At 47.9% G+C, this 26,102-nt stretch carries 27 protein-coding genes; 13 read left to right on the top strand and 14 right to left on the bottom strand.

What is annotated here, in order from left to right; genetic code table 11:
* Positions 1 to 6: 6 nt before the first annotated feature.
* The 5 genes from lspA to XMG59_RS07310 all read right to left on the bottom strand — a co-directional run bounded on the left by lspA (position 7) and on the right by XMG59_RS07310 (position 3,696).
* Positions 7 to 390 carry a signal peptidase II gene (gene lspA, locus XMG59_RS07330; RefSeq protein ID WP_173498455.1) on the bottom strand — a complete coding sequence of 128 codons (384 nt, stop codon included), beginning with the start codon at positions 388 to 390 and terminating at the stop codon, positions 7 to 9.
* A 156-nt stretch (positions 391 to 546) separates the two neighbouring features.
* Positions 547 to 1,860: a M23 family metallopeptidase gene (locus XMG59_RS07325; RefSeq protein ID WP_173498454.1), complete on the bottom strand. Its 1,314-nt coding sequence runs from the start codon at positions 1,858 to 1,860 to the stop codon at positions 547 to 549.
* 125 nt (positions 1,861 to 1,985) lie between these two features.
* Positions 1,986 to 2,624, bottom strand: coding sequence for a thioredoxin domain-containing protein (locus XMG59_RS07320; RefSeq protein WP_173480181.1), 639 nt, complete (start codon positions 2,622 to 2,624; stop codon positions 1,986 to 1,988).
* Positions 2,621 to 3,058, bottom strand: a complete 438-nt coding sequence (locus XMG59_RS07315) for a disulfide bond formation protein B (RefSeq protein WP_217361971.1) — start codon at positions 3,056 to 3,058, stop codon at positions 2,621 to 2,623. The genes XMG59_RS07320 and XMG59_RS07315 overlap by 4 nt, the downstream gene beginning before the upstream one ends.
* Positions 3,046 to 3,696, bottom strand: a complete 651-nt coding sequence (locus tag XMG59_RS07310; protein ID WP_173480180.1) for a cation transporter — start codon at positions 3,694 to 3,696, stop codon at positions 3,046 to 3,048. The genes XMG59_RS07315 and XMG59_RS07310 overlap by 13 nt, the downstream gene beginning before the upstream one ends.
* Positions 3,697 to 3,778: 82 nt before the next feature.
* Here XMG59_RS07310 and XMG59_RS07305 point away from each other — a divergent pair, with 82 nt between their 5' ends.
* Both XMG59_RS07305 and XMG59_RS07300 read left to right on the top strand, forming a co-directional pair.
* Positions 3,779 to 4,204 (top strand): helix-turn-helix domain-containing protein, encoded by a 426-nt coding sequence (locus XMG59_RS07305; RefSeq protein WP_217361970.1) that lies wholly within the window; start codon positions 3,779 to 3,781, stop codon positions 4,202 to 4,204.
* Between the two features lie 682 nt (positions 4,205 to 4,886).
* Positions 4,887 to 5,249, top strand: a complete 363-nt coding sequence (locus XMG59_RS07300; RefSeq protein WP_173480178.1) for a hypothetical protein — start codon at positions 4,887 to 4,889, stop codon at positions 5,247 to 5,249.
* Between the two features lie 578 nt (positions 5,250 to 5,827).
* On the opposite strand, the gene XMG59_RS07290 is transcribed toward XMG59_RS07300, so the two are convergent.
* From XMG59_RS07290 to XMG59_RS07280, 3 genes are all read right to left on the bottom strand, one after another.
* On the bottom strand, positions 5,828 to 7,114 hold the full coding sequence (locus XMG59_RS07290; protein ID WP_173498453.1) for a type II toxin-antitoxin system HipA family toxin: 1,287 nt from the start codon (positions 7,112 to 7,114) through the stop codon (positions 5,828 to 5,830).
* 11 nt (positions 7,115 to 7,125) lie between these two features.
* Positions 7,126 to 7,446, bottom strand: coding sequence for a helix-turn-helix transcriptional regulator (locus XMG59_RS07285; RefSeq protein WP_217361969.1), 321 nt, complete (start codon positions 7,444 to 7,446; stop codon positions 7,126 to 7,128).
* Positions 7,447 to 7,889: 443 nt separating this feature from the next.
* Positions 7,890 to 8,213 carry a hypothetical protein gene (locus XMG59_RS07280; RefSeq protein WP_173480174.1) on the bottom strand — a complete coding sequence of 108 codons (324 nt, stop codon included), beginning with the start codon at positions 8,211 to 8,213 and terminating at the stop codon, positions 7,890 to 7,892.
* Positions 8,214 to 8,848: 635 nt separating this feature from the next.
* Here XMG59_RS07280 and XMG59_RS07275 point away from each other — a divergent pair.
* Together XMG59_RS07275 and XMG59_RS07270 are read left to right on the top strand one after the other, a co-directional pair.
* Positions 8,849 to 9,187, top strand: a complete 339-nt coding sequence (locus XMG59_RS07275; protein ID WP_173489026.1) for a DoxX family protein — start codon at positions 8,849 to 8,851, stop codon at positions 9,185 to 9,187.
* 71 nt (positions 9,188 to 9,258) lie between these two features.
* Entirely contained in the window at positions 9,259 to 9,567 is a 309-nt protein-coding gene (locus XMG59_RS07270) for a DUF1330 domain-containing protein (protein ID WP_173482747.1), read from the top strand.
* A gap of 4 nt (positions 9,568 to 9,571) precedes the next feature.
* Here XMG59_RS07270 and gndA read toward each other — a convergent pair whose 3' ends face one another.
* A complete protein-coding gene (gene gndA, locus XMG59_RS07265; protein ID WP_371743738.1) occupies positions 9,572 to 11,083 on the bottom strand; it encodes an NADP-dependent phosphogluconate dehydrogenase in 1,512 nt (503 codons plus the stop codon).
* 142 nt (positions 11,084 to 11,225) lie between these two features.
* Between gndA and XMG59_RS07260 the strand changes: the two genes are divergently transcribed.
* Positions 11,226 to 12,209, top strand: coding sequence for a rhodanese-related sulfurtransferase (locus tag XMG59_RS07260; protein ID WP_173498452.1), 984 nt, complete (start codon positions 11,226 to 11,228; stop codon positions 12,207 to 12,209).
* A 65-nt stretch (positions 12,210 to 12,274) separates the two neighbouring features.
* Here XMG59_RS07260 and XMG59_RS07255 read toward each other — a convergent pair whose 3' ends face one another.
* Positions 12,275 to 13,372, bottom strand: a complete 1,098-nt coding sequence (locus tag XMG59_RS07255; RefSeq protein WP_173482749.1) for an enoyl-CoA hydratase/isomerase family protein — start codon at positions 13,370 to 13,372, stop codon at positions 12,275 to 12,277.
* Between the two features lie 220 nt (positions 13,373 to 13,592).
* Here XMG59_RS07255 and XMG59_RS07250 point away from each other — a divergent pair, with 220 nt between their 5' ends.
* From XMG59_RS07250 to XMG59_RS07220, 7 genes are all read left to right on the top strand, one after another.
* Positions 13,593 to 14,600 carry a Fe(3+) ABC transporter substrate-binding protein gene (locus tag XMG59_RS07250; RefSeq protein ID WP_173498451.1) on the top strand — a complete coding sequence of 336 codons (1,008 nt, stop codon included), beginning with the start codon at positions 13,593 to 13,595 and terminating at the stop codon, positions 14,598 to 14,600.
* A gap of 180 nt (positions 14,601 to 14,780) precedes the next feature.
* Positions 14,781 to 16,238 carry an ABC transporter permease gene (locus XMG59_RS07245; protein WP_371743737.1) on the top strand — a complete coding sequence of 486 codons (1,458 nt, stop codon included), beginning with the start codon at positions 14,781 to 14,783 and terminating at the stop codon, positions 16,236 to 16,238.
* An 8-nt stretch (positions 16,239 to 16,246) separates the two neighbouring features.
* A complete protein-coding gene (locus XMG59_RS07240) occupies positions 16,247 to 17,344 on the top strand; it encodes an ABC transporter ATP-binding protein (protein ID WP_173484464.1) in 1,098 nt (365 codons plus the stop codon).
* A gap of 44 nt (positions 17,345 to 17,388) precedes the next feature.
* A complete protein-coding gene (gene fur, locus XMG59_RS07235) occupies positions 17,389 to 17,799 on the top strand; it encodes a ferric iron uptake transcriptional regulator (protein ID WP_173480167.1) in 411 nt (136 codons plus the stop codon).
* On the top strand, positions 17,799 to 18,845 hold the full coding sequence (locus XMG59_RS07230; RefSeq protein WP_173480166.1) for an iron ABC transporter permease: 1,047 nt from the start codon (positions 17,799 to 17,801) through the stop codon (positions 18,843 to 18,845). Before fur ends, XMG59_RS07230 begins: the two co-directional genes overlap by 1 nt.
* 2 nt (positions 18,846 to 18,847) lie before the next feature.
* Positions 18,848 to 19,618, top strand: coding sequence for a heme ABC transporter ATP-binding protein (locus tag XMG59_RS07225; protein ID WP_173498450.1), 771 nt, complete (start codon positions 18,848 to 18,850; stop codon positions 19,616 to 19,618).
* Between the two features lie 23 nt (positions 19,619 to 19,641).
* Positions 19,642 to 20,001, top strand: a complete 360-nt coding sequence (locus XMG59_RS07220) for an outer membrane protein assembly factor BamE (RefSeq protein ID WP_173495647.1) — start codon at positions 19,642 to 19,644, stop codon at positions 19,999 to 20,001.
* 27 nt (positions 20,002 to 20,028) lie between these two features.
* Here the strand turns inward: XMG59_RS07220 and XMG59_RS07215 are convergent, their stop codons facing one another.
* The gene (locus XMG59_RS07215; protein WP_173489020.1) at positions 20,029 to 20,577 is read right to left on the bottom strand and encodes a YaeQ family protein; all 549 of its coding nucleotides are present in this window, start codon (positions 20,575 to 20,577) and stop codon (positions 20,029 to 20,031) included.
* A 149-nt stretch (positions 20,578 to 20,726) separates the two neighbouring features.
* Here XMG59_RS07215 and XMG59_RS07210 point away from each other — a divergent pair, with 149 nt between their 5' ends.
* Positions 20,727 to 22,838, top strand: a complete 2,112-nt coding sequence (locus XMG59_RS07210; protein WP_173498449.1) for a hybrid sensor histidine kinase/response regulator — start codon at positions 20,727 to 20,729, stop codon at positions 22,836 to 22,838.
* Positions 22,839 to 23,125: 287 nt separating this feature from the next.
* Here XMG59_RS07210 and XMG59_RS07205 read toward each other — a convergent pair whose 3' ends face one another.
* Genes XMG59_RS07205 through XMG59_RS07195 form a run of 3 tightly spaced genes read right to left on the bottom strand, consistent with a single transcriptional unit; the run spans position 23,126 to position 25,954 of the window.
* On the bottom strand, positions 23,126 to 24,223 hold the full coding sequence (locus XMG59_RS07205; RefSeq protein ID WP_173480160.1) for an ABC transporter ATP-binding protein: 1,098 nt from the start codon (positions 24,221 to 24,223) through the stop codon (positions 23,126 to 23,128).
* Between the two features lie 5 nt (positions 24,224 to 24,228).
* Entirely contained in the window at positions 24,229 to 25,092 is an 864-nt protein-coding gene (locus XMG59_RS07200; protein WP_173480159.1) for a carbohydrate ABC transporter permease, read from the bottom strand.
* Positions 25,082 to 25,954: a carbohydrate ABC transporter permease gene (locus XMG59_RS07195; protein ID WP_173498518.1), complete on the bottom strand. Its 873-nt coding sequence runs from the start codon at positions 25,952 to 25,954 to the stop codon at positions 25,082 to 25,084. Before XMG59_RS07195 ends, XMG59_RS07200 begins: the two co-directional genes overlap by 11 nt.
* Positions 25,955 to 26,102 lie beyond the last annotated feature (148 nt).

Below are 26,102 nucleotides of genomic sequence, written 5' to 3'. Positions count from 1 at the left end.
CTTGCCTTATTTATTCTCACGAAGGATCACGCTGGAAACTAATAAAGATACTGTGCCGACTGTAATGAATATATCTGCACCGTTAAATACAGGCCAATAGAATGAACCCGCATAGAGACTCAAAAAATCGGTAACGGCATTATCGTGAAAACGATCAATGATATTGCCAATAGAGCCCCCAATAATGAGCGTAAGACCAATAACTTCATATAGGTGCTTGGTACGCCAAAGCCATACGATCAAAAGAATCGTTACACATGTTGTCAGAAGAGATAATAGTTTTGGCCCCCAAGGTCCAATCTCTCCGAACATGCCAAAGCTGATGCCGTAATTGAAAACAAGTACGAGGTCAAAAAAAGGCAGCACAGAAAATCTTTGTGGCGGATCCATAACAACTGACGCAACAAGCTACTTCGATGCTATGTCAATGACAACTAAAAGGAAAACCGCCTCAATTGCATAAATGAATTTAACGATTGGTTTGTCCAAGATTCTAGCTTCAGCTTTTTCCATATGTATCACTTGAAATACTGAGCTTACTCATTTTTATTTAAAATGAGACTTAAGCTTATATTCTACTAAGAGGTTATTCTTTGCCTGTTCAAATCCCTCCAATTCTTCTCCTTGAAGAACATGACGAGATGGTAATTTAACGGTAAATGGATTGATTTGTTTACCACGATAAATAACCTCATAATGAAGATTAGGCCCACTGGTTAGCCCTGTGGTTCCAACATATCCAATTATGTCTCCCTGCTGAACGCGGCTACCTACTGCAAGGTTTTCATCATATTTGTTGAGATGAGCATAGGCGGTGGCATAATCGTTGTTATGATTGATACGAATATATTTCCCAAAACTACCATTTCTTTTACGAGCTGTTACAACACCATCACCTGAAGCAAAAATCGGCGTTCCAATTGGTGCTGCGAAATCTAACCCTTTATGCATTCGCGCATATGCCAAAACCGGGTGCTTACGTTTACCATACAACGAGGATAAGCGACCTCCTCCTACTGGGGTTTTTAACAAACTGGTGTCAATACTTTTGCCATCAGCATCAAAAAAACCAGAGTATCCATCATCAGTCTCGTATCTGAAGTAGCTAACCTCTCGTTCATTCAAGGACATTGAAACATACATAAGCCTGCCGGGGTGCGTCCCGCCGTATTCTTTGTCATCGTAGCTCTCGTAGCCAAGTATAAAACCATCCCCTTTATTGATATCACGTTGAAAATCAATGGCGTGGCTAAGAGTAGAAAATGTGTCCATTAAAATAGAATTTGGAACACGTTCTTTTTTTGCAGATGCATAAAAGCTGTTTTTGATTTTACCAGAGGCAAATACCAATTCAGAGCTATGTTCAATCTTTTGCAATGTGGTTTCAAATTGATCTTGTTTTGTCTTGTGGGCAACGACAAGGCGATCTGTACTGGCAACCACTACCAATTTCTCGAGATTGAAGGCTGCTCCTCCATCATCAGTTTCTTGCAAACTCAGCTCTATTCTCTGGCCTGGTTTAAGTTTCCGTAGATTAATAACATCCTTTAAACTTTCACTGACCGCATTGATCTGGGTCTTCAATATATTTTCTGCAGCCAGGGCATCAAGTAGATTGCTTCCGGGTTGCAAAGATATATTTACTTTGATATTTGGCTCTTCGGTGGCTTTCTCTATTGTTTGACGAAGGTCCGATTGTACTGCTTCATTTGTTTGTTCTTTTGTTGATGCAATTTTGGGTGGCTCAATTTGAGGCGTTTTGTCACGCTCGATAATTGGATTATTGCTGAGCCATATTGTAAGAACGACAGCACTTATTCCGCACATACTGATAAGCGTTTTTTTTGAGAAAATTAGCATTAAGTTAGACCTGTTTCCCTATGGGCTTTCTGGGAAGGGTATGGCAATAGGAATAAAGGGAAAATAAGGGGTGATAACACCCCTTAAAAAGTGTCGTTATCAGAAAATTGTTTCCAATACCTTTGTTAAGATGAAGCCTTTACTTCCTCTGCGACCAATTCTTCCAATTCAGCTACACCAAACTTTGGCAAGGGTTTTCCATTCACAAAGAAGGTCGGCGTTTTACTAACGCCTGCAGCTTGAACATCCTGAGCAGAAGTGGCCAAGATCGCATGAATATCTGGAAGGTTTTTGTCGATTTTTGCTTTATCTATATCAAGTCCTAAACCTTCAACCATTGCCCATACACTTGCAGCCGGACGACCATGCGGAGCCCATCTTGGCTGAGTTTCATAAAGGCGTTTCAGCGTTTTGGTAAATGCTCCTTGAACTCGTGCAGCTTCCAAAAGGCGAATGGCTTCTTCGGATGGTCCATGGAAGGCAACATATCGCAATACCAATCGGACTTTGCCTTTGTGCTTCTTCATAATATCTTTAACGATTGGATAGAAGGCACGACACGCTTCACAAGCAGGATCAAAGAACTCAACAATTGTTACCGGAGCATCATCGGGGCCGTATGTTGGTGCAAATGGGCGTAAAAGAGGCCCGTCTTCTGACATCTTCTGAGCAGGGCCGCCGGATGGTTTGTAAAAAAGAACACCACCTGTAAAGAGAGCCAAAGCTCCAGCTGCTGTTGTTGCGATGAGAGCACGTCTATTCATGTTGCGTCCTTTTTAAATGGAATTGTTAGTAATCCGAAAATGGTGAGGAAAGTTAAAAGCGATAAATATGGCAGTGGTAAGATACCAAAAAGAATTTGTCCTTCGCCAGAACAGGATGGACCTGTTTGTGAGCATGGCTGAACTTCGGCAGGCACAATTCCGGCAAAAACTAGACTGTGCCAAGCTGCAATCAATAGCCCAATGACGACAAGCGGAAGCGCATATTTTCGCCCTGACGCATCACCTGTATAACAGGCAACCCCAAGAATAATCGCTAACGGAAACATCGCTATACGTTGGTACCAACACAAAAGGCAGGGCGTTTTACCTAATATTTCCCCAATAAACAGAGCACTTAATGTTGCTGTCAGGGCAATAACCCAAGAAAGATAGAGGGCATTCATTTGTTTTTTAGGAACAGCTATTTCTGACATATTTTTGTCTCTTCTTCGCATGAAGGGATGCTTCGCATTTCATTCAGGGATTGGATAACAATCTGCGTTGCAGACCACAAGAATAATCCAGCCATAACACCAGCCACGACCAGATCGGGCCATGCTGAGCCCGTATAGAAAACCAGAACGGCAGCAATTAACACGGCGATATTGCCGATGGCATCATTGCGACTACACAACCAGACAGAACGAACATTGGCATCGCCATCTTTATAACGAACAAGGATAAGAACGCTCGCCATGTTTGCAGCTAATGCTAAAAATCCAATCGCTCCCATGATTGGTGCTTGTGGCACACCTAGAACAAACACTTGATAGACTGTTGAACCAAACACCCAAAAGCCCATCAAAGCGAGACTAATGCCTTTTAAAAGGGCTGCGGTGGATCGCACTTTCAATGACATGCCGATCACGTACAAACTGATACCGTAAGTAACGGAGTCCCCGAAGAAATCCAACGCATCAGCTTTCAAAGATTGAGATCCCGCGATTGATCCTGCAATCATCTCAACAATAAACATGATGGCGTTTATAAAAAAAACAATCCACAGTGCTGTGCGAAACCCATTTGAGGTTCCATCAAACTTTGTTTCGTGGTTGCAGCATCCAGCTGACATTTTAAACTCCATATTTTTCTATGAATTTTCTTATAAAAAATCTAACATCTACAGGAACTATAGGTTCAAGGGAAAAATGAACATGGCTGAAAAAACAATTGGCAGAGTTGCGAAAGCTACAGGCTGTAAGGTGCAAACCATTCGATATTATGAACAAATTGGTCTTCTTCCAGAGCCAAGACGCTCAGAAGGTAATCAGCGCTTGTATACCGAAGACACGGTCAAACGACTTACTTTTATTCGACATGCGAGAGATTTGGGGTTTCCACTACAAGCGATCAGGAATTTGTTGAAACTATCTGATAGCCCCGACAAACCTTGTTATGAAGCTGATGAAATTGTCATTTCACAACTCGCAGATATTAACAAACGCATCCGGGAATTGACCGATCTAAAGACCGAAATGGAACGAATGTTGGACCATTGCAAAGGGGGGCCAATGTCAGATTGCCGAGTTATTGAAGTTCTCTACGATCATAGCCTGTGTGAAACTCAACACACAGAATAGAAAGTCCGTTTTTGGCTAAATTCGGCTGTTTCTGTTGTAGTTTACTAATTTCCGCTTTGCCACAAACAACAGAAATAACTCTTCAGAACAAATTGTCACGCCCTGATACAGGTTATTTCAACCTATAACGCCCTATAACAACCTAAAACAATGTATTACAATTTAAAACAATGTGCGCGGAACTAGTGCAAACCTCAACATAAGCGTTGCAAACCTATTTTAAGGTGATTCATCTAACATCTAACCTGATACATTTGCCCCCAATTTACGGTATTTTTTCCTATGCTTGATGTATTATATATCCATAAAGGTTAAGCAAGCCATGGCGTCTACATTACATTCCAGACACCGCTTGCGAGGGGATTTCACACCCCGTCGACCCCAGTATAATTTATAGCAAGATAAATTCCTTTCGATGACATCTTAAAACCTGCATCCGAAATTATTTTTCACTTATTTTCATAAAACTATTGCGCACTCTATGCTGTTTACATATGTAACAGCTATAAGCCCAAGACACCGCCTTAGCCTTTCCATGCAAACAAAGTTTACGGGGCTAGGTACCGGGTATCTTGAACATTATTTTCCGAGCAAGATTTAATCTGACGAATGTCATCTCTAAATCTGGCTCACTTAAAGAAAGAATATAACATGAACATATAATTTAAGGAGTTTAATCATAATGCATTACAGAGAAAGGGACCGTTTAAGTAAACAAAACATAGAAACCATCGAAACAGAACTCATGATGAAAGAACCAGAGTTCTGCCAATCATTAGCCTGCAAAATGAACAAGAAGCATATCGACCAGGTGGAATATGCAGCAGCATTGTTTAATCGTGCTGTTGATATTGCAGTCCAGAAATTCGACACAGCCGAAGGCAACCAGCACTTAGCGGACTACCTCATTCATTTAAGTCGTTCCGTCCGTGAAGACAGCGAACAAGTTTTCAGCCTTGTCTATCATTATGAAAACTATCTTTCATCACGAAAGGTCAATCGAGTTATCCCTGTTGGCGGTAATTCTGTTGAAGTCGAACTTTAAGGAACCTGCAATATGGGTTCCCCTATATCTCGCGACTTCGTAATTTCCTTTAGGCTAAACGGCGAGGAAATTGCCAAGATTGATAAAGTCCGAGACGGCACAAACAGAACAAGAAACGATTACAGCAGAAGCATTATTCAAGGTCATCTAAACCTGGAAATATCGGAACCAGTCAAACCTGTCAGGCTTCCACCCAGAAAGATGCCAACTTATGACAGACAGCAGCTTTCACAGATTTTAGGACAGCTTGGTAAGATTGGTTCCAACATCAATCAGATTGCCAGACATTCAAACGTTACCAGAAACGCACCTGTTAATTTTAAACTGAATGCAATCCAGGCTGACCTACATGCCATTAGAGATGATGTTTCAAATGCCCTTTATCCGAATGGGAGGGCAAGCTGATGGTGCCTTCGGAGAAATGGGTGTAATTGGGTGTATTAATGGTTTTGAATTGTTGACCGGTTAGCTGATATACCCTATGTTCACCTCGAGCTGGGAGCGCTGCTTAATTTTACAGAGCGTTGAGCGATTGCCTCACCCAGCTTACCGAATTTTGATGCGCCGCAAAATGAAACTTAGATCCTGAAATCTGAATGTAAGCTTCTCCAGTGCTCAATCAGATGGGCTTTGTGCTTCTCATTCATCGGTAGATTCTTCAGCGCGGGTGTCCACTGGCTCCTCGCTCGATCCATAACGTCGGCAAGATGGGGCTTGATAGCCCGCCAAGGAATTCCTGATTTTTCAGCCCAAGCCTGGAAATTCATATACGAGACCTGATACCAGTCTTTCGTCTTTCCTAGGTTCAACGCAAAATTGCGTTCACCCTCGATATACACGCTCGTCGTAAGGATATCGTAGGCTGGGGACAATCTAGGCGTCACTTGGTCGGTGTACAGCAGACTCCAGTTCTTCAGATGCGCATCGCCATTCGCCAACAGAATATTGACCAGCAAGCGCCGAGCAAACTGCTGCGTATCCGCCAAAGGATCTCCTGAAAATTGATACAGTATGCGGCCTATCTGTTCGTAATTGGCAGAGTCATACTTTTCATGAGGATACTTCACCAGCACCTGAGCGAAATCTTCCATGTGAATCCTCGACACGCTCTCGCTTAAAGAAATGGCTTCACGGTCGAATCGTTTGATTGCAAACGCGTAGCGCTCATCTGGCAGGTTTATCGGCGGTAGGTTGTCTAACTTATCCAACTCAACTAACTGAATCTCTGGTATCTCAACCCCCACCAGAGTGGCCAAGGCCATTGCGGTGTACTCATTGAGCGGCACATCTTTATGTTTGGTAGACGGTGTCTTAATAATCCAGTCGCCTAAAGCGTCTGCCGTTGAGAGGTTGTATCGACCATCCTTAGCCTTCATCGAAAACTTCATCTGGACGCCGGCTAGAGAGAATTTATTTTCAGGCGATAGCTTCTGGAAGCCAACCAGATTCAGGTCTTTGTAGCTCCTACCATTTAGCGCTTCCAATACGGAATCAGGAACCTCGCCCGGGGACAGAGGACTTGCGACAATCGCGCCTGGAAGGTCTTGACCTAAATATGAAAATATTTGGAACTCATTATCTTGATGTACCTTCAGGCCCTGCGCAATGAGCTCTCGAAGCGAGCCTTCAGGGAGTAAGTTTGAGAGTGTCGGATGCAGCCTTTGATTTCGTGTCCACGGCTCAGACATCAGTTTGGATGACAATGGAAATTTCGGATGGGTCGTCAGACTGAAGGTTGGCCGACGGCTGTCGCCTCGGAACTCATCGAGAAATGTAAGTATGTTTCGGCCACTCTGAAAACCTGCCAAATAGCCTACAAGCCGACCATGCAGTGTGAGTTTGATGACACTGACGTTCTCGCCCATGAGTTACACTCTCACTCCTCAGGATCCAGAAGCCCTTTCCATGGGTCATCCGATAAGGTTCGCTCAGGTTTTACCGCTTCTCGACTTTCTGAACTCTCTAACACATCCAAGACCGCTCCAAGCTTCTCATTTGGGATCAACATGATTTCGCTGTTCAGGCCTTTCGCGACTAACTCCAGGGTATCTAGCCTGGGGTTTCCCTTCGACTCAAGGCGCTGATATTGCTGGCGGGATACCCCTATGCGCAGCATCATATCGTTTTGCTTTAGCCCCATTTCGAGCCGTCGATGCTTTAATTGCTGAAGTAGATCGCCCATTACAAGTAAACTCATATATTGCCTAATTTCAATAAGCATCATATTAGTTGCACATAAAATCGAAAGCAACATAAATGACGCTTTCGTGCCATATTAGACAAAATTCAAAGAAATGAAACTTATATGTTGCTTATCATAGCTAGGCAACCTAAACGCCCTCTGAAAACAGGTGCATATTTCGACGATATCGGTAATGGCTTTCAAATGGCGCGATTCAAAATAATCGTGACATTTTTTGGCGCGATTGGTGTCACAATCAATTGCCGGGCATTAATGAGAGGCGCTCCACCAGGCCGTCCTAGTGCTTATCCTCATTATCAACCGCCGCGTCCAGCGGGGAGGCTTCATTGCTTGCGCAGATCCACCTCAATTACAAAGCGGGTCTTCGCTGGCTAGGCTTGCCTGCTATCTGAAAAGAGCAGGACAATTTGAGCATCACAGCGAATCTAGTCGGGATTCTAATCCCCTGACTCTTGTGCCTGACGATCTGGCTCATCCACGGCGTTTAAACTTTTCTGGCGAGGAGTCTTCACTGTATCTGCCCACTTGTAGTAAGCAATCCGCGTTTCCGTCATAAAATCAGTAAAATCTCTGAGACTCATTCGATACCGGAGCAGCAGATACAGAGCTTCAATCAAGGCGATTCGATCATCGATGACCCAGCCGGGTGTTTGTTCGACCGGTTGCTCAAAATAGGGCTCCTCTAAATTAATGGCGTAGTCTCGTTTGAGAGCGGCAAGGACAAGCCCATCCATCAAATCGTCATCGATATCTATATTCACTAACCACTCCTGAAATCATTTTGACCTCGTCTATAGACGCTCAACGCAGAGGGAATAGCAAGGAGATTAATGCCAAACGGACGCGGGTTCGAATCCTGTTTTTGAGTTCGAATTCAAATCACCAAACAGAGCCCTCAGCAACACCCAAGCAACTGTATATGTATACATATTTATAATTTATTTATCCAGAATAATCAGCGGTTTACAAAACGCATCAAGCGCTGATATCATGCGGTTTGGTGCAGGGTTACGCCACCTCCACCAAACAAAATTAAAAAGGGTCACCCCGAAGGGAGTGGCCCTTTTTAATTTTTGTGGCGGGTTACAGAGCCCGCGGAGCGGGTTCGACAAAATTGCAGGAGGCCAATTTTGGACTGACTTTAGTCAGGTCCGAAGGACCGAGGGCCAAGGATGGCCCGAGTCCAACCCGTCACTTACTTTAAAGCCACAATCGGCTTACCCGAATCACAAAACTACAAGGATATAGTTTTGGACAACACAAAGTGTTGCCCCAAAGGGGTGAAGGCCAAGGATGGCCCGAGTCACACCCGCCACACATTCCCATAAAAATCCCGCCCCACACCCAAAATCCTCAACTACACTTAATCCATACTCACCCACCTAAAGGGAAACAGATGGATAAGATAATCACCCCGTTAATCACCCTCATCTTCGTTGCATCAGGCAGTGCTAAGCTGCTGGGTCTGGAGTTTGAATTAGAAGCTTTTGATCGCTGGGGTTACCCGCTCTGGTTTATGTATTTCACCGGTGTCGTCGAAGTGATCGGAGGCTTAGTTATTTGGGTTAAGCGGCTTCGATTCATCACATCAGTAGGGCTCAACTGCGTGATGATAGGTGCCATGGCCACTCATCTGTTGAATGCTGAATGGCCGATGCTAGGCGTTGCAACGGCTATTCTAATCCTAACCTTTATCAACACTAGACGTTTTAAGAAGGATATCAACCCAGCCTAAATACAGCATCTTGAGCAGTGACTGTTCTGAGGTTAGTCTAGTTATCATTAAATTCAAAAGGGTAAAACACCATGGCTAAAGGTTACTGGATGGCTCATGTCGATATCTCAGACCCAGAGGGTTACAAACTCTATCAGGCCGCTAATACTGAGCCATTTAAACAGTATGGGGCTAAATTTTTAGTCCGTGCAGGCGATAACCAACAGGTTGAAGGGAGCGTACGATCACGCCATGTGATCATTGAGTTCCCGAGTTACCAACAGGCGTTGAATTGCTACCACTCCTCTGGCTACCAAAATGCTAAAGCGCTACGTGAACATGCAGGCATTGCTGATCTAGTGGTTGTCGAGGGCTACGAAGGCCCTCAACCTGGGGAGTAGGTATTTACACCTTCTCCATCGGCCTACCCGGCTCACTCCAACGCACGTGGTATTTGCCATCATCACGATCTGTTCGCTCAAATGTATGCGCACCAAAGTAATCACGCTGCCCTTGCAGTAGATTGGCAGGCAGCACTTCGGTTCGGAATGAGTCGTAGTAACCCAATGCAGAGCTGATCGCCCCAGCAGGCACACCCGCTAGAGCAGATTGCGCCACAATCGCGCGCCAATTATGCTGATGTTTAGCCAGCTTTTCAGAGAAAAACGGATCCATTAGCAGGCTGGGCAGATCCTTATTACGCTGAAAGGCTGCTGAGATCGGCTGAAGAAACGCTGCACGAATAATACACCCGGCACGCCAAATTCTTGAGATGGCGGATAAATCGAGCGCCCAACCCTGCTCTTTTGCTGCCATCTGCATTAGATGATAACCCTGTGCGTAGGCACAAATTTTTGCACAGTAGAGTGCATCATGTAGCTGTTCGATTAACTGCTCTTTTGGCGTTTCTAGGGTGTAATCTATTGGCCCAGGCAGAACTTTAGACGCTTCAACGCGAATCGATTTAAGGGTGGATAGCGAGCGAGCAAAGACTGCATTGGTCAGCGTTGGCGCAGGTGTACCTAGCTGAAGGGCACTAACCGCGGTCCATAAACCGGTACCCTTTTGACCCGCTTTATCAAGAATGACATCGACCAACGGCAGGCCGGTAAACTGATCCTCTTGATCCAGAACTTCAGCACTGATTTCGATCAAGTAGGAGTGCAGTGGGCCACGACTCCATTCTCGGAATACACAAGCGATCTCGGAGGGAGCCATCTGCATGGCGTACCGCATGAAGTGGTAGACCTCACAGATCAACTGCATGTCGGCATACTCGATGCCGTTATGAACCATTTTTACGTAGTGGCCTGCACCAGAATCGCCAATGTACGTCGCACAAGGCTCACCCTCAGTGACTGGATTACCGGGCTCACGACGCTCAATGGGGAGTCCTGTGGTTGCATCCACTTTCGCTGCGATCGCCTCCATAATAGGGCGTAAACGTGACCAAGCTTTTTGATCGCCAGATGGCATTAAAGAGGGTCCAAAGCGAGCACCGACTTCACCACCCGATACCGCTGTAGAGAAGAAGGTAAACTGCTCTTTATAGTTCAATTCACGATCACGAGTGTCGGTCCAGAGTGAGTTTCCGGTATCCACAACGATATCGTCGACTTCAACGCCAGCATCAATCAGCTGACGGCAGACCGCATCGACAGGATCACCTGCTGGCACAGAGACAAAAATGGTTCTTGGTGATGGCAAAGCCGCTAACAGCTCACTGAGTGATGAACAGGCTTGAATCGGTTGAGGACGATCCGGAACTTCAGCAGCCGCTTGAGCGATCGCGTCATCTACTTTTTGGGCATCCAGATCAAAGGCTGCGATTTGGTAACCATTATCAACGAGGTTGAGCACCAAGTTTTTACCCATAACGCCAAGCCCAATAAAACCGATCATCTCTCTATCTGCCACTACCTAAGCCCCAAAAAAGTTGTTTATCTGACACCCGCTATTCTAACGTTTTTCAAGCTTGAAAACTCTACTCTATAAACCTCAATGCCTTATCTGGTAAAATTGCGCGGTTTTCAACCATCCAGATTACGCCGGGGAGATTATGGCCAATATCGTTGTATCCGCACTCTATCAATTTGTTCGCTTTGAGGAGTGTGAAGCACTGCGTCAGCCACTGCTGGAGTTCCTGAACGAGCAAGATATTCGCGGCACATTAATTCTGGCTAAAGAGGGTATCAACGGCACGGTCTCTGGTAGCCGTGAAGCGATCGATGCGCTCTACGCATGGTTTAAAGAGCACCCACCGCTGGATCAAGTCAGTTCCAAAGAGTCGTTCTTTGATGAGCAACCTTTCTACCGCACCAAGGTAAAACTGAAACGTGAAATAGTCACCATGGGTGTTGAAGGCATAGATCCACTGAAAACCGTCGGCACCTATGTCAAACCTAACGAGTGGAATGATCTGATTTCCGATCCAGAAGTACTGTTGGTCGACACACGTAATGACTACGAAGTGGATATCGGTACGTTTAAAGGGGCGATCAACCCTCATACCGACACCTTCCGTGACTTCCCTAGCTACGTTAAAGAGCAGCTAGATCCAAGTAAGCATAAAAAAGTCGCCATGTTCTGTACTGGCGGTATCCGTTGTGAGAAGTCGACCGCGTTTCTTCGTGAACAAGGCTTTGATGAGGTCTACCACCTAGAGGGCGGCATTCTTAAATACCTTGAAGAGGTACCTGCCGATAACTCGATGTGGGATGGTGAATGTTTCGTCTTCGACAACCGTGTATCGGTTGGACACGGTTTAGAGCCCGGTGACTACCAGCTCTGTCACGCCTGTCGTATGCCGCTATCCGCTGAAGATCGTCAGAATGAGCACTTCCAAGAGGGGTTAAGCTGTCACCACTGCTTCGACAAAGTAACTGACAAACAGCGCAAACGTTTTCAAGAGCGCCAGCACCAGCTCGAATTAGCAAAGGCGCGTGGCGAACACCACTTGGGTAAAGACGCTGTGCACGATTTCGAACAGCGTCGCCAAGAGAAAAAAGCCAAACGCGAAGCTCAGCGCAAAGCCAACCAATAATGGCCGAGTTCAATGCAGGATAACCAGCATCTTATCCTGCATTGATACCCTATCGTCTGTGAGTCTTAAAGATCAGCCAGCGGATTCACCGGCCATGGCGATTCAAAGAACGCTTCAACAACGGCTGACTCCACAGTATCAACCGACTTAAACATCCAATTCGGTTTACGATCTTTATCCACTAAAAGAGCGCGAACACCCTCGGGAAATTCCGGATGCTGGCAACACTGCACGGCCAACACTAGCTCAGACATAAACACCTCTTTTAGGGAGAGATGACGAGTACGTTTCAACTGCTCAGCAATTAAATGAACCGAAAGAGGCGACCCGTGAGTGATCGCCTTATGTGATCGTTGAATCCATGGATCGTCACTCTCAATGTTGGCCATTGCGTGCATCAACTGAGTTAAGTCATCCTGATCAGTCACCGATTGAATGAAGTCATAATGATCTTGAATCGGTGACTCTTGTCGAAACGCCGCTTGCGACTGCTGCTCTAACTGACGAAGTGTCTGGTTGACTGTCTGAATACTATCACTGTTCCAATCGGCTGATTGCAGGCCAGTCACCATCTCAGTGTATCGCGTCGATTCAATAAAGCGATCCGCTAACCCTAAGAACAACGCATCCGCCGCAAAGATAGGGTTACCCGTTAAACCCAAGAAGAGTCCTGTGCGACCCGGCATCCTGTTCAAAAAGAATGAACCACCCACATCGGGGAAGAGCCCAATCGTCACCTCTGGCATCGCCATGTGTGACGTCTCTGTCACGATGCGGTGGCTACAGCCGTTCATCAGCCCCATACCACCGCCCATCACTATGCCACTGCCCCAACAGATAATCGGTTTAGGAAAGGTGTGAATGCGGTAGTCCAGACGGTACTCGTGTGTGAAGTATTCTGTCGGGAAGCTGGGGTTATCGCCTGAGGTAATCGAGCGGTAGAGGCTAACCACATCCCCGCCGGCACAAAAGGCCTTTTCGCCGACACTAGTTAACAACACCGCTTTGATTCTGTCATCCTTTGCCGCCTGATTTAGACGAGGCTCGATCAGCTGAATCATCTCCAACGTCAAAGCATTGAGTGATTTCTCAGCATTAAGGGAGATCTCTAACAGCTTATAACCATCTTGGGTGGGGTATTCGTGAAACTGAACAACGCTCATGGTGGCGACTCTTATGATTAACGACAAGGGACAGCCTACTTAAGAGCGGGACGATGTCAAAATCTATTTGCAAACCCTTATTGCAAATGCAAATGATTCTCATGTAGAATCGCATCATTACTTCAATAAATGAGTAGTAATAATTCTCAAATGTTCTAAGGCTCTTATTTAAGGAATGAGTAAGGCCGGTTTATAATTCGCACCTCAAGGAGAAACAAACATGTGGATTCGTCGTATTAGCGCGGTTGCAGCACTCTGTTTTACAACCACTGCCGTCGCTGACATTAACCTCTATTCATCACGTAAAGAGGCACTGATTCAACCCTTACTGAATCAGTTTACCGAAAAGACAGGTATCGAAGTTCACCTGCTCACGGGTAAAGATGATGCACTGTTAAGCCGTTTGAAGATGGAAGGTGGCGCCTCCCCTGCGGATCTACTGATCACCGCAGACGTTGCACGTCTTCACCGTGCGAAAGAGATGGGCCTCACTCAGTCGGTTCAATCCGCTGCATTGAACGAGGCGATTCCAACCAACCTGCGCGACAGCGACAACCACTGGTTTGGTATGACCAGTCGTGCTCGCCCGATCATCTATGCCAAAGATCGCGTTAACCCAGAAAAACTCAGTACCTACGAAGCGCTAACCGATGAGCAGTGGAAAGGGCGTATCTGTATTCGCTCTTCAAGCAACGTCTACAACCAGTCACTGATTGCCTCTGCGATTGCTGCTAACGGCGTTGAAGCAACGGAAGCTTGGGTTGAAGGGCTTGTAGCTAACTTCGCTCGTCCACCGGCTGGCGGTGATACTGACCAGCTGAAAGCGGCCGCCGCGGGCGTCTGTGACATCGCGATCGCCAACACCTACTACCTAGCGCGTTTAGTTCGCTCTGATAAAGCGAGTGACAATGCGGTTGCTGATCAGCTAGCGGTATTCTGGCCCAATCAGAACGATCGCGGTACCCACTTCAACATCAGTGGTGCTGCATTGACGGCGTCATCTAAGAATCGTGACGAAGCCGTTGCCCTACTTGAGTACATGGTGAGTCAGGAAGCCCAAGAGTGGTACGCTGAGGTCAACAATGAGTACCCCGTCGTAGCGGGTGTTGAGTCATCAGACGTCCTAAAAGCCTTTGGCACTGCGAAGAGCGATAACGTTGCACTGTCTAAACTTGGCGAACTGAACCAAGAGGCGCTTCGCCTAATGGATCGTGCCGGCTGGAAGTAAAACAGATGAGAGTTAACTATCAATAGTATCCGTGCAAATTGGGTAGCCTTATCGATCGCCGGTCTGGTTGCCCTTCCCATTCTAACCGTTGTTAGTCAGTCCCTATTTGCTGGATCTGAGGTCTTCTCTCACCTTCTTGATACCGTCCTCGCCGACTACGTTCTCAACTCTTTAATCCTGATGGCCGGTGTCGGTATCGGCACCGTCATTATGGGAGTACCGGCTGCCTGGTTGGCTGCGATGTGTGACTTCCCCGGCCGTCGCTGGCTCGATTGGGGAATGCTTTTGCCCTTAGCCATGCCCGCCTATGTCATCGCCTATACCTATACCGGTATGCTCGACTTTGCCGGCCCAGTACAAACCCTGCTGCGTGAACTGACCGGCTGGGGCTATGGTGACTACTGGTTCTGGGAGATTCGATCGCATAGCGGTGCCATTGCTATGTTGGTGTTGGTGCTCTATCCCTACGTCTACCTCATGGCACGCGCGACCTTCCTTGAGCAGTCAGCCGTTAGCTTTGAAGCCTCTCGCAATCTTGGTTACTCACCCTTTAGAGCCTTTTTAAAAGTCGCTATTCCTATGGCAAGACCCGCCATCATTGCCGGTGTCAGCCTATCCCTAATGGAGACATTGGCCGATTACGGTACGGTGCAATATTTTGGTATTCCAACCTTCTCAACAGGTATCTTTAGAACCTTCTATGGCTTTGGTGATGCCAATGGTGCGGCACAGTTAGCCAGTCTGCTGCTAGTGTTCGTGGCGACGTTGATCTTTGTCGAGCGCTATTCACGACGCAAACTAAGCTACAACGTACGAGCAGGATCTCGAGCGATGGCTAGCCGAATTCAGCTTAAAGGTGGACGCGCTTGGCTAGCCGCTCTCGCCTGCTTTATTCCATTTTTCTTTGGCTTCTTGTTGCCGGCCGGTCAACTGCTCTCTTGGTCGGTGTTTGATGCGCAAATGCCCTGGAGTGACTTCCTCAGCCTCTCTTGGAACTCTTTCTATTTGGCAGGTCTTGCAGCGCTAATCGCCCTTATTCTGGCCACGCTGCTGGCGTACACCCAACGCTTTAACAGTGGCTCATTGGTGAAACAGGCCACACAGTTCGCCGCACTGGGCTACGCACTGCCGGGTACCATTATTGCCATTGGGGTCTTAGCACCTTTAGTGTTTGTGGATCAGAGTCTGCTTGCTCTCTCCGAACGCTTCGGCTTAGGTATGAGCGGGTTGATCTTCAGTGGCACTCTGTTTGCCCTGTTGATCGCCTACACCGTGCGCTTTTTAGCCGTCGCGCTTGGCAGTGTGCAGTCTGGCTTGGGGCAAATTAGCCCTAGCCTGGATGAAGCGGCCAAAGGGATGGGACGATCCCCCTTTCAAGTGTTGCGACAAATCCATGCGCCCTTAATGAAGAGCAGTCTTCTAACTGCACTACTGGTGGTCTTTGTTGACGTCCTCAAAGAGCTGCCGGCTACGTTAATGCTGCGCCCGTTCGACTTTAACACCCTGGCCGTTCGCGCCTTTGAGCTGGCTTCGGATGAACAGCTTATCGAGGCGGCACCACCCTCATTAATGATCGTTGCCGTTGGGCTAGTCCCAGTTTTGTTGTTGAATCGTGCCATAAGCCGCCACAAGCACTAAGGAACTCTATGAGTATTGAGTCAAACATACCGACATCTACACACCTAAGTATTGAGAATGCTTATGCCGGGTATGCTGATCTGTCGGTTGTGAATGGGGTCACACTGAACATTCAACAGGGCGAACTCATCTGCCTGTTGGGGCCCAGTGGCTGTGGCAAATCTTCGCTACTGCGTTGCATTGCAGGATTTCACGCGCTCTCTAGCGGCAGCATCATGCTGGGCACAAAACGTCTGGATGATGGAAAGTCTCAACTCCCGCCGGAACAGCGCAACATCGGTATGGTGTTTCAGGACATCGCTCTGTTTCCCCATCTTAGCGTCAGGGAAAACATTGAGTTCGGACTGTTTGAGTGGTCAAGACAACAGGCTAAAGCCCGAAGTGAGCAGTTACTTACAATGATCGGCCTACAAGGCATGGGCGGTCGTTACCCACATGAGCTATCAGGTGGACAACAGCAACGTGTCGCCTTAGCGAGAGCACTGGCACCCAAACCCGATCTACTGCTACTCGATGAGCCCTTTTCTGGCTTGGACGCCGCACTGCGAGATGAGCTCATTCCGGAAATTGCCGAGCTACTAAAGCAAGAGCAAATTACCACGCTGATGGTGTCACACGATCAGGCAGAGGCCTTTGCTTTTGCAGATCGCGTTGCGGTTATGAATCAAGGCAAGCTGGAACAGATCAGCCTGCCTGAAGCGATCTATTACGAGCCGAAAAGCCGGTTTGTAGCTGAATTCATCGGCGAAGGTGAGTTCATAAAAGCAGAGTACGTCGATACCCAGCATGTGAACTCTCTGTTTGGCCAGAGCCGCTCAACCACCGAGGTGAGTGAGGCACCCTACAATAAAGAGCTATTTATACGACCGGATGATGTCGAGATTGTTGAACAGAGCGAGGTTAGCGCACAGGTAGAATCCAAGCGTTTTCGTGGTGGGCAATCTCTATTGAGTGTGCTCTTGGAGGATGGCCAGTCACTTGCGGTGACCTGTCATGCAGTTCAAGCCCCCAGCGTGGGTGATACGGTCTATCTAGCATTGAAACAACACCGATTTTTAGTCACGGATGACCTAGGTAAAATTGAACCTAAAAACGAGGCCCGCTAAGATGTCTCTTAGCGTCTGAACAGTAAACATTGACGAGAACAACTATGTCTTCAAGCAACCAAGAACTTAAAAAAGCGGGACTCAAAGCGACTCTTCCGCGCATCAAGATTTACCAGCTACTCGAAGATGCCAATGAGAATGACCATTGGAGTGCTGAAGACATCTACAAGCACCTCATGCTTCAGGGCGAAGAGATAGGTTTAGCCACGATCTACCGTGTTCTGACTCAGTTTGAAGCGGCCGGTCTTGTTATGCGTCACCGTTTTGAGAACGGCCACTCAGTCTTTGAGCTGGCGTCGGATGACAACCACGATCACATCGTCTGTGTTAAAACCGGTGAAGTTAAAGAGTTTAACGACCCCATCATCAACGCTCGCATCGAAGAGATCGCGAAAGAGCACGGCTATGAGATGACCGGTCGAACTCTTCACATCTACGGCCTTAAGAAGAGCTAATGCAGGCTACGGGCGATCGCTCTTTACAGGCAAAGTTCACCATCTCTCTATTGATGTTGGCTCTGTGCCTGGTTGCCCTATTCAGCCTGACCATTGGCTCATCAAACACTTCTCTCGCCAGCTCACTTTGGGCGTTAATGCAGGGCGAAGCCATCGGCATTCAAGAGCAGGTCATCCTGTTTGATATTCGCGCCCCCAGAACAGTCATGGGCCTATTGGTCGGCGCTAGCTTAGCTGTCTCGGGTGCCATTATGCAGGGGCTGTTCCGCAACCCTTTGGCTGATCCAGGTCTTATTGGTGTCAGCTCCGGTGCAGGTTTGGGTGCCGTGACAGCCATTGTCATAGGTGGGCTGTTACCCATCTCACTCTTAAATAGTATCGGTGGATTTCTGGTCCCAATCGCGGCCTTCTTAGGTGGCTGGGGCTGTATGCTGATTCTCTACAAGATCGCGACGCGTCAAGGCAGAACCTCGGTCGCCGTGATGCTGTTAGCTGGCTTAGCACTCAGCGCCTTTGCTGCGGCACTGTCGGGATTGTTGATCTACTACTCCAACGACAGTCAGTTGCGTAACCTAACCTTCTGGAATCTTGGCTCCATTGCCGGTGCTAGTTGGAGCTCACTGAAAGTCGCTGGGCCGTTGATGCTAATCTCGCTACTGTTAGCTCCGTTACTCGCTTCTGGCTTAAACCGTTTAGCGCTGGGTGAAGCCGCTGCCATGCATTTAGGCGTTTCGGTGCAGCGTCTTAAACGAGCCGCTATCCTACTGGTTGGATTATCCGTTGGGGTCGCCGTAGCCGTTTCAGGTGCGATCGGATTTGTCGGCATCATCGTGCCCCACCTGCTGCGCCTGGTCATAGGACCAAACCATCGCTATCTACTGCCTGCCGCGGCACTGTTAGGCGCTATTGCTCTTATGTTAGCCGACATTCTCAGTCGTACACTGATTGCACCGGCGGAGCTACCCATCGGCATTGTCATGGCGATATTGGGTGGGCCATTCTTCCTCTACCTGCTGCTGCGTAATCGTAATCTGCTGGATCTCTAATCATGATTATCACCAAGGATCTCAGCGTAGGATTCCACCAAACCGAGGTACTGTCGAAGGTCGATTTTCGCGCCGAACCGGGGCAGTTGGTCTCGATTGCAGGACCGAATGGATCGGGGAAAACCACCCTATTAAGGGCACTCTCAGGTGAAATTGATTACCGAGGCGAGATTCATTTTGATGGCGAAAACCTAGCTGATCTTTCACACCAAACACTCGCCAAACGCCGCGCGATTCTACCGCAAGCGACCCAGTTGGCTTTCCCCTTTACTGTGTTGGAAGTGGTACAGATGGCGGACCTAGATCGCCGATCAGAACGTCCATTTCAGGCTCTCCAGCGTGTCGGTTTAGAAGGCTTTGAATCACGTTTTTATCAAGAGCTCTCTGGCGGTGAGAAACAGCGCGTTCAACTGGCACGTATTCTGGTACAAGTCTGGCAGCCTGTGATCGATGGTAAAGCCAACTGGCTGCTGCTCGATGAGCCAGTCTCCTCTTTGGACATCGGCCACCAAATCGAAGTGATGCAACTTGCTAGAGACTATGCCAACGCTGGCGGTGGCGTCATCTGCGTCATGCACGACCTGAACTTGGCCGCGATGTTCTCGGACAGCATTGCACTGTTTGAGAAAGGACGACTGCTGATCCAAGCGTCGCCCGATGCCGTGTTAACCGATGACAACCTTTCAACCGCCTATCAGTGGCCGGTTCGAGTGAATCGGACACCGAGTGAATCCATGCCCTTTGTCCTACCGCAAACGGCTAAACGAGATTAATGTTACTGCTCAAGGAGATCACCATGTTTAGACACACTGCCCTTATACTCACGTCTCTCAGTATCACTGCTTGTGCTACAGCACCGGACCTTCGGTTTAAAACCACCGAAGAGATCAGCGACCTTCTTATTGAGAAGGACAAAGCAACCATCGAGATGCAGCTCGGACAACCGCGTACCATCGCACAAGAGGGGCCACACACTTGGGTCTGGACCTACCACTCAGACATGATGCCCAATAAGAGCCCAAACCAAGGGAAGTGCGAGCTGGTCATTACATTCGATGATGACAAGCCGATCAAAGCGGTGGTCAACTCGACTGAGTACTCACCCTTTGTGCAGGAGCTGCAGACCTGTAACGATCTGGTGCAACAGCTGCAGTAATCACTGTTGCTTTTATGCCGCCGAGTTTTAAATGGCTGGGTAGATCTGTTGCGGATCAATGGTCGCTGAGCCAGCCTCTGAACTGAGCCAGATCTGCCCATCAGTAATCGACGCGCTGATTTGCGCACCGCGCTCGGCCAAGGCGGTTAACGCCTCACTTTGATCCTCGTTGATGCGGTAGATAATCAAACTATTTTGGCTAGCGACCAACTTTTTTACACCTTCCCACCAAGGGTTGAAGGCCTGATCCGAGCCATAGGTGATCAAAACCGTCTTTTGTGAGCGGTTGCACGCCTTCTTCAAGCGCTTTTCACTCGGCAAGCCCACTTCTAACCAGAGTTCGATCTCATCAGCGTAGCTCTTTAGCCATAGATCGGGTTCATCCTCTTCACAGAGGCCACGGGTAAACTCCAGACGCTCTTGCGCGTTCATCACAAAGGCTAACAGGCGCATCATCATGCGCTCATCTGTCTCTGAAGGGTGTCTGGCAAGTGTTAACGAATGATCGACGTAGTAGTTGCGATCCATATCGGCAATTTGCAGAAAGATTTTAAAAACGGTGGAGTTTTGCGCCATATCTGTTCCCTAAAAACAAACTGTCATTAGTGACAGATAAAAAAGTTGTGACTTTACTGGATTTTACTACAAAGCCGTCTATGCTGACTCTAACTGATTGCGAAAGTTGTGTTGTCTTCGCATAGATAAACAAAATATGAGTGCTCTCAATGATCCACATGCTCGACAGCATTAAACGCATCCCTCTCTGGCTGAAAGTCGTCATTCTCGCCATGCAAGGTCTATTCTTTTTTGCGGTAGGGATCACGCTGCAAGGATTCTATTCAGACCACCAAAGACATCTCGCTTATGATCGAGCGACGCAACAGCAGAAGCTCTATCGCAACAGCATTACCAGACTGGGTGAGTTTCGTGGGCTCTGCACACTGGCGCGAATTGAACCCACACCCTCTAGTGAGCTCATTCAGCTCTGCGAAAGCGCCAGTTTTAACCTAGTCGAAGCGCTAGAAGCGATGGATTACCCAGACGCCGAAATCGATCAGATTCTCTCTGTCGATGGACAGTACTACGAGATCTTTTTAAGAAAGAGTGCCTATTCTGAGCAACTGTTAAAAGAGCTTTTTCAAATCTACCGTGATTCAGGAGTACAGTTGGAAGAGGGCACCCTCTCGTACACAGCCGGCCGAACCATCTTTGTACACCTACCCGATCTGATTGAAAAAATGGGTGTCGTTCGCGGCATAACGGGATTATCCAATTCTGGCCTGGTCTCACGCAATAATCTTTACATTGCAAAAGGTCGAGTTACGGAGATCCTTAGCAGCACCCGAAACACCTTAGAAGCCTTCGAACAGGCCAATGCAAGTAGCTCCCCGTCAGAATTATTACTCGATTTTGAAATCATCGAACAGCATATCGTTGAGCATTTTGAGCGATTAGATCGATACCGTTTCATGGAGTTGAGGGATCCAACCAAAGACTACGATCTCGATCTCTTTTTAAAAGCAACTGAGGTCCTTGACGAAATAGAGCAATTGTATGATGTTACTGAAGAGACCTATATAAGCTTATTGGCATCAGAACATGATAGGACCGATCAACTAACAGGGCTATCCATTCTCTTTGCATTGGTGACTCAGTTTCTTTTAATACTGATGTTCCGGTTTATGTTGCGCGCCATTCACCAGATTGAAGAGACCTCAGAACAAGCGATGCAAGCCTCCTCATCGCTTGCAAAAACACTAAAGCAGCAAGATAAGATGTTTGCCATCATTGGACACGAATTAAGAACCCCTGCTGCCGCCTTAAATATGCAACTGAATGAGCTGCAACTTCAAGATGGGCAAAACCGGCGAGTTGAAGAGGCACATGCCACGTCCCAACACCTACTCGACGTACTGGATGATATGAGGGTAGGCACCGATAAATCATTAATCACTGAGAGTCGAGTCGAGACCCAACTTTCGGTCTATCGCATCATTAAAGAGGCTAGCCACACTCTCTACTACACGGCCAATCAATACGGTGTCGATATTCAGGTGCGCGGCAACAGTGATGGGAATCATATTGGTTTTAAAAAACAGATTCGCCAAATCATTATTAATATGACTAAAAATGCCATTGTGCACAGTCAGGGCACTCAGGTCACATTAGATCTAAGTCATAAGACTTTAGAAGAGGAAACCGAATATCGATTGCAGATCATTGATAATGGCAAAGGCATTCCCGACAAAGATGTTGATCGACTTTTTGAGGCCTTTGAACGAGGCGACACTAAAGCGTTCGGAACCGGTCTCGGTCTGCATATCAGTCGCGAACTTGCACGCAGTTTATCTAATGGAGATTTGGTCTTCAGCCCTAACCCTGAAGGGGGTGCCATCTTTACCCTGAGTTTCACACTCAAACAGGCCAAACACGAAGAAGCAGCAGCAGCAGCAGCAGCAAAAGAGCATGCAATCAAAGGCAAAAAGATACTACTGGTCGAAGATACCGCCACATTAAGAATGCTGGGCAAAACCATACTGACACGCGAGGGTGCCGAGGTGGTTGATGTAGAGAACGGTCAATTAGCCCTAGACGCCTACTCTAAGCAGAGCTTTGACCTAATCATTACTGACATCATGATGCCGATAATGGATGGCTATGAACTGACCGAAACGCTTAGGTCCTGGGGTGCAACGCTTCCGATTATTGGGGTTACCGGTGCCACGGTGGGTAATGAGGCGGACAACCTGCTGGCGAAAGGGGCCGATCGAGTGATGCCGAAGCCTTTGAATCTCGACCAATTAGAGACTGCGCTTAAAGAGATAGAGGCGAATTAACTACCCCGTTGGAGCGATCTTGCAAAGGTCGCGATGCTTTACCGTTCATCGCCTCATCTACGATAAGGCTCCAACAAAAAGCATTAACGAGAGACTGCACGAACTGTTGGAGCGATCTTGCAAAGGTCGCGATGCTTTACCGTTCATCGCCTCATCTACGATAAGGCTCCAACAAAAAGCGTTAACGAGAGACTGTACGAACCGTTGGAGCGATCTTGCAAAGGTCGCGATACTTTAACGCTCATCGCCTCCTCTTCGAGAAAGCTCCAACAGATATAGGGCAAGGTTTAGCAGATACGCTCACCGGTTTGGATATCAAACGCGACCGCTTTCGCCGTATTAACCTGCACCTCTGTACCAGCGCCTGCCGTCATGCCCGCTTTAGGAGAAAGGCGTGAGTGAACATCAATGCCGTTCCATTGACCAATTGCCATGGTGTCAGCCCCCATAGGCTCCACAACATCAAAGTCCAGCTTCATGCTGTGCAACCAATCCTGATCTTCAGGTGCCGGCTTAGGCTCGGTAATCATCTCTGGACGAATACCCAACACCACACGATCAAGGCCTTTTGCAGCAATTGCCTCGGCACATGGTAGTTTTAGGTGATGAGTTTCACCCGCAGATTCAACAACCGCTTGCCCCTCTTTGATGTCGACCTCAATAAAGTTCATCGGCGGCGAGCCCATGAATCCTGCGACAAACATATTGGCTGGGTTGTTGTAGATCTCGTCCGGAGTACCCAACTGCTGCACGATGCCATCTTTCATAACGGCAATACGATCAGCCAGAGTCATCGCTTCGATCTGATCGTGCGTCACGTAAACAATGGTCGTGCCAAGACGCTTGTGCAGCTTCTTGATTTCAGTACGCATCTCTACACGCAACTTAGCATCCAAGTTCGACAGAGGCTCGTCGAATAGGAAAACCCGCGGCGAACGCGCTAGGGCACGGCCCATGGCAACACGTTGACGCTGACCACCCGAAAGCTGGCTCGGCTTACGATCCAGTAGGTGATCGATCTGAAGCAGCTTAGCCACCTCGTTGACGATGCGATCACGCTCCTCTTTAGGGACTTTACGCATCTCAAGGCCAAAGGAGATGTTGCGCGCAACGTTCATTGTTGGGTAGAGCGCGTAGCTTTGGAAAACCATCGCAATGTCGCGATCTTTTGGCGAGGCCAAAGTCACATCCTTACCCGCCAACTCAAGCGTACCACTGGTCGCATCTTCAAGACCCGCAATGATATTCATCAGCGTCGACTTACCACAGCCTGATGGACCCACCAGGATGAGGAATTCACCATCCTGAATGTCGATGTTGATCCCTTTTAGGATGTCTGTTTCACCAAAGGATTTAGTGACGTTATCGATTAATAGAGAGCCCATAATAGTTATCCTTTTACCGCGCCAGCTGTCAGGCCGCGTACAAAATATTTACCTGCAAAGATGTAGACCAGTAGAGTGGGAAGCGCTGCAATCACGGCAGCCGCCATATCGACGTTGTACTCTTTACCGCCCATCGATGTATTAACTAGGTTGTTCAGTGCCACTGTGATCGGCTGCGTACCCGGACCTGAGTAGACCACGCCAAATAGGAAGTCGTTCCAGATCTGGGTAAACTGCCAAATGATCGTTACCGTGAAGATAGGTAGAGATACCGGCAAGAAGATGTGGCGGAAAATCTGGAAGAAGCTTGCGCCATCCAGTTGCGCCGCTTTCACCAACTCCGTCGGTACAGAGACATAGAAGTTACGGAAGAAGAGCGTCGTAAACGCAACCCCGTAGATCACATGCACCAGAACCAGACCGGTTACTGTGTTGGCCAAGCCCAATTCAGCCAGTAGACGCGCCATCGGTAGCAAAATCACCTGAAACGGAATGAAGCAGCCAAACAGCAACATACCAAACATTAGGTCGCTGCCGCGGAAACGCCATTTAGAGAGCACGTAGCCGTTCAGCGCACCGATCACGGTCGACAGAATGACGGCCGGAACAACGATCTTCACACTGTTCATAAAAAAGGGTGCTAGACCCTGACACTCGGAACCGGTACACGCACTGCTCCACGCTTTGATCCAAGCGTAAAGGGTTGGATCCTGTGGCAGTGCCAGTAGGTTACCGCTACGAATCTCTTCGATGTCTTTAAACGAGGTTGTCAGCATCACATAGAGTGGCGCTAGGTAGAACAGCGCAAACGCAAGCAGACAGCCATAAATAAATAGACGACCTAAGTTAAATGAACGATTAGCGACCATTTTTTCCACCTCGTAGTTCTGAGTAGAGGTACGGCACAATAATCGCCAACACACCCATCAACATAATCATCGCACTGGAGGCACCCACACCCATCTGCGCTCGGTTAAAGGCGTAGGTGTACATAAAGTTAGCCGGTAGGTCAGACGCGTAACCCGGACCACCGCCAGTCAACGCTTGAACAAGGTCGAAGCTCTTAATCGCAATGTGAGAGAGAATGACAATCGCACTGAAGAAGACCGGACGCAGAATAGGCAGAATCACATACCAATAGGCTTTCATCTTGCTCGCGCCGTCAATCTCAGCTGCTTTAATCAAGCTGTCGTCAACACCACGAAGGCCCGCAAGGAACATCGCCATAACAAAACCACTCGACTGCCATACCGCTGCAATCACGATGGTGTAGATCGCCATGTCCTGCTCAACCAGCCAGCGGAACTCGAAGTTCTCGAAGCCTAAATCACGGACCAGTTTCTCAAGACCTAGACCTGGGTTGAGGATCCACTTCCAGGCCGTACCCGTGACCACAAACGAGACCGCCATGGGGTAGAGATAGATGGTACGCAGCGTACCCTCTAAACGAATTTTTTGATCCAGTAGGATCGCTAGGAACAGACCTAGCAGTAACGAGACCGCGATAAACAGAACGCCAAACACTACCAGGTTATTCAGAGCCACATCCCAACGAGGGTTGGCAAACAGCTTGGCGTATTGATCAAAGCCGACAAAGTCCCACTGAGGCAACATTCGACTCTTGGTAAAAGATAGCGCTCCGGTCCAAATCATAAAGCCATACATACAGACCAACATCACCGCAGTGGTGGGGGCTAGCACGATTTTTGGCAATAAGGACTCTAGCGTCATTGGCTTTTTAGCCTTTGACACTGTCCCGTCCTGAAATAGGTTTACACATTGAGGACCTATTATGGAAAAGGCAATAACACCAAGGCGCAAGCGTACCCAACGCGATTACACATTGGGCTTTAAATTGCAGGTTGTTAACGCAGTTGAA

Source organism: Marinobacterium sp. xm-g-59 (assembly GCF_013283315.1).
Classification (GTDB): Bacteria; Pseudomonadota; Gammaproteobacteria; order Pseudomonadales; family Balneatricaceae; genus Marinobacterium_E.
This window is presented reverse-complemented; position numbering and strand designations above follow the sequence as displayed.